This is a genomic window from Synechococcus sp. R70.1 (genome assembly GCF_047461675.1).
In the GTDB taxonomy this organism is placed as follows: domain Bacteria; phylum Cyanobacteriota; class Cyanobacteriia; order Thermostichales; family Thermostichaceae; genus Thermostichus.
The window spans coordinates 1-3795 of the sequence record NZ_JANSHR010000039.1 but is presented as its reverse complement, the minus strand read 5'-3'; the positions used below and the strand labels follow the sequence as shown (position 1 = coordinate 3795).

Sequence of the window (3795 nt, the reverse complement as noted above, 5' to 3'; positions counted from 1 at the left end):
CGTTTTCTGACGGAGAGTTTGATCCTGGCTCAGGGCGAACGCTGGCGGCGTGCCTTAGACATGCAAGTCGAGCGGTAGGCGTCCTTCGGGGCGCCGAGAGCGGCGAACGGCGGAGTAACACGTGGGTAACCTGCCCCGAAGACTGGGATAACCCGGGGAAACTCGGGCTAATACCGGATGTGGATGCCTTGGCTTCGGCGAAGGCATCTAAACGGGTTTCCGCTTCGGGATGGGCCCGCGGCCTATCAGGTTGTTGGTGAGGTAACGGCTCACCAAGCCGACGACGGGTAGCCGGTCTGAGAGGATGATCGGCCCGAGGGGCACTGAGACACGGGCCCCACTCCTACGGGAGGCAGCAGTCGGGAATTTTGGGCAATGGGCGCAAGCCTGACCCAGCGACGCCGCGTGGAGGACGAAGCCCTTCGGGGTGTAAACTCCTTTTAGTGGGGACGAACGCAGACGGTACCCACAGAAAAAGCCCCGGCTAACTACGTGCCAGCAGCCGCGGTAATACGTAGGGGGCGAGCGTTGCCCGAATTTACTGGGCGTAAAGCGCACGTAGGCGGCTCCGTAAGTCTGGTGTGAAATCTCACGGCTCAACCGGGAGGCTGCACCAGATACTGCGGGGCTCGAGGACGGGAGAGGAGATTGGAATTCCCGGTGTAGCGGTGAAATGCATTGATATCGGGAGGAACACCAGTGGCGAAGGCGGATCTCTGGCCCGTTGCTGACGCTGAGGTGCGAAAGCTGGGGGAGCGAAAGGGATTAGATACCCCTGTAGTCCCAGCCCTAAACGATGGGCGCTAGGTGTTGGGGGAATTACCCCTCAGCGCCGTAGCTAACGCATTAAGCGCCCCGCCTGGGGAGTACGGCCGCAAGGCTGAAACTCAAAGGAATTGACGGGGGCCCGCACAAGCGGTGGAGCATGTGGATTAATTCGATACAAACCGAAGAACCTTACCTGGGCTTGACATCCACGAGAAACGCCCTGGAAACAGGGCGCCTCGGTGGGGAAACCCACCGACCCGTGGACACCGGTTGCATGGCTGTCGTCAGCTCGTGCCGTGAGGTGTTGGGTTAAGTCCCGCAACGAGCGCAACCCCTGTCCTCTGTTGCCAGCGGGTCATGCCGGGCACTCTGAGGAGACTGCCGTGGTCAACACGGAGGAAGGTGGGGACGACGTCAAGTCAGCATGGCGGTTACGTCCAGGGCGTCACACATGCTACAATGGGTGGTACAAAGGGCAGCCAACGCGCGAGCGGGAGCGAATCCCAAAAAACCACCCTCAGTTGGGATCGCAGTCTGCAACTCGACTGCGTGAACGCGGAATCGCTAGTAACGGCGGGTCAGCCATACCGCCGTGAATACGTTCCCGGGCCTTGTACACACCGCCCGTCAAGTCACCCGAGTCGGCTGCACCCGAAGTCGGTCGCCTAACCCACACGGGAGGGAGCCGCCGAAGGTGTGGCTGGTAAGGGGGACTAAGTCGTAACAAGGTAGCCGTACCGGAAGGTGCGGCTGGATCACCTCCTTTAACGGAAGCAACTCTCTACGGCACGCAAAGCACTACCTGCTCGGTTTTGAGGGAACCACAGACGGGCGCGTAGCTCAGTCGGTTAGAGCGCACCCCTGATAAGGGTGAGGTCATTGGTTCGAATCCAATCGCGCCCACCAGTGGGGGCGTAGCTCAGCGGGAGAGCACCTGCTTTGCACGCAGGGGGTCACCGGTTCAAATCCGGTCGCCTCCACCAGCCTAACCCTCAGCGCCTTACGGGGCGTTGACGGTTGGGCTGAAGGCACCAACACAATGGGCAACGGACCCAACGATTTCCCACTTTGACAACTGGACTGGAGTCCTCGAGAAGCGCGCCAAGTAGGCAAGCTACTAAGGGCGCACGGCGGATGCCTAGGAGCAAGGAGCCGATGAAGGGCGTGGTAAGCTGCGATAAGCTGCGAGGAGCCGCAAACAGGCGTTGATCCGCAGATCCCCGAATGGGAGAACCCGGCCACCGAATGGGTGGTCACCCACCGCTGAACCCATAGGCGGTGTGGAGGGAACCTGGGGAACTGAAACATCTCAGTACCCAGAGGAAAAGAAATCGAACGAGATTCCCTCAGTAGCGGCGAGCGAACGGGGAAGAGCCTAAACCAACTGGGCGTGCCCAGTTGGGGTCGTGGGACCGACATCAGAGTACGCCTTCCGCTTAGCAGAAGTGCCTGGAACGGCATGCCATAGAGGGTGAGAGCCCCGTACGCGAAAAGTGGAAGCGACTCGTCGGCATCCCGAGTAGCACGGGATAAGTGGAGCCCTGTGCGAATCCGCCCGGACCACCGGGTAAGGCTAAATACTCCTTGCTACCGATAGCGCAACCAGTACCGTGAGGGAACGGTGAAAAGCACCCCGGAAGGGGAGTGAAAGAGGACCTGAAACCGTGCGCTTACAAGCAGTCGGAGGACTATACCCCTCTGGGGGATCGTCTGACGGCGTGCCTTTTGCAGAATGAGCCGGCGAGTTACGCTCAGCGGCAAGGTTAAGCGTCTCAGACGCGGAGCCGTAGCGAAAGCGAGTCCTTACAGGGCGACTCAGTCGCTGGGCGTAGACCCGAAACCGCGCGATCTACCCCTGGTCAGGCTGAAGCCGTGGTAACACACGGTGGAGGGCCGAACCGGTGTCCGTTGAAAAGGGCTCGGAGGAACTGGGGGTAGTGTGGTGAAATGCCAATCGAGCGCGGAGATAGCTGGTTCTCCCCGAAATGCATTGAGGTGCAGCCTCACGCACTATGCGATGCAGGTAGAGCCACTGGATGGGCTAGGGGCCCTACCAGGTTACCGAACCCAACCAAACTCCGAATGGCATAGCAGGAAGCGTGGGAGTGAGACAGCGACGGATGAGCGCCGTTGTCAAAAGGGTAACAGCCCAGACCGCCCGCTAAGGTCCCCAAACACAGGCTAAGTGTGAAAGGATGTAGGGTCGCGTAAACAACCAGGAGGTTGGCTTAGAAGCAGCCATCCTTTAAACAGTGCGTAACAGCTGACTGGTCGAATGTGACCCTGCGCCGACAATGTAAGGGGGCTCAAGCCTGTTACCGAAGCGGCGGGTTCCCCGCAAGGGGAGCGGTAGGGGAGCGTTCTGCTCGCAGGGAAGGTGGAGCGGAAGCACCACTGGAGCGTGCAGAAGTGAGAATGCCGGCACGAGTAGCGAGAAGACGGGTGAGAATCCCGTCCGCCGAAAGCCTAAGGGTTCTTCAGGCAGGTTCGTCCGCTGAAGGTTAGGCGGTCCTAAGTCGAGGGCGAAAAGCCGTAGGCGAAGGGCAGTGGGTCAACATTCCCACCCCAGGTGGTGGAGCCAAGCGGTGACGCTTCAGAATCGGTCGGGCGCAGAGTTGGAAGGCTGCGCTCGCCCCAGCGGCAACTCTGGGGCGACGAAGGGATCCCTCGTGGTGAACGAAGCGACCGTGACTGGAGCCGAGAAAACCCGTGTAGCGTTGAAACCACCTGACCGTACCGCAAACCGACACAGGTAGGCGAGGCGAGGAGCCTCAGGCGCGCGAGAGAAGTCCCGCTAAGGAACTCGGCAAATTGACCCCGTAACTTCGGGAGAAGGGGTGCCTCGAAAGAGGTCGCAGCAAAGCGGGCCTGGCGACTGTTTACCAAAAACACAGCTCTCTGCGAAGGGGAAACCCGATGTATAGGGGGCGACGCTTGGCCAATGCCCGTAGGTTAAGGTGAGGGGTCAGCCGCAAGGTGCAGCCCCAAACTGAAGCCCGGGTGAATGCCGGCCGTAACTCTAACGGT

At 60.3% G+C, this 3795-nt stretch carries 2 tRNA genes and 2 rRNA genes; all 4 read left to right on the top strand.

The window, feature by feature from the left end:
- Window positions 1-6: 6 nt before the first annotated feature.
- A 16S ribosomal RNA gene (locus NW807_RS05930) occupies window positions 7-1534 on the top strand.
- 63 nt (window positions 1535-1597) lie between these two features.
- Window positions 1598-1674 (top strand) — tRNA-Ile (locus tag NW807_RS05925).
- A 2-nt stretch (window positions 1675-1676) separates the two neighbouring features.
- A tRNA-Ala gene (locus NW807_RS05920) sits at window positions 1677-1751 on the top strand.
- Window positions 1752-1875: 124 nt separating this feature from the next.
- Window positions 1876-3795, top strand: a 23S ribosomal RNA gene (locus NW807_RS05915); the annotation flags it as partial.